A 217-nucleotide genomic window follows, 5' to 3' on the forward strand; every position below is an offset into this window, starting at 1 on the left:
CGGAACGCGGCGGCGACCCCGAGAAGCGTGCGGGTCGCCTGCTGTTGAACCTCCAGGAACAGTTGGTGGTTGTCGTGTCGAGTGTTCAGGAATTGCAGGTGTGATCTGCCCACCAGTCGTTGATGGGCGCTCAGCGCCGCCGGTACGAGCCCGTCCTCGACCGACGCGTGCGCCGACGCACCCGCGGGCACCGGAACGGTTACCGGCGGCGCCGATC

The 217-nt window shown here is 68.2% G+C and carries 1 protein-coding gene; it reads right to left on the bottom strand.

Annotated features, from left to right (window positions below):
• On the bottom strand, positions 1 to 217 hold a 217-nt coding region (locus GT354_RS19520), incomplete at both ends, for a hypothetical protein (RefSeq protein WP_161357581.1).

The organism is Streptomyces sp. SID3343, from assembly GCF_009865215.1.
Lineage (GTDB): Bacteria > Actinomycetota > Actinomycetes > Streptomycetales > Streptomycetaceae > Embleya.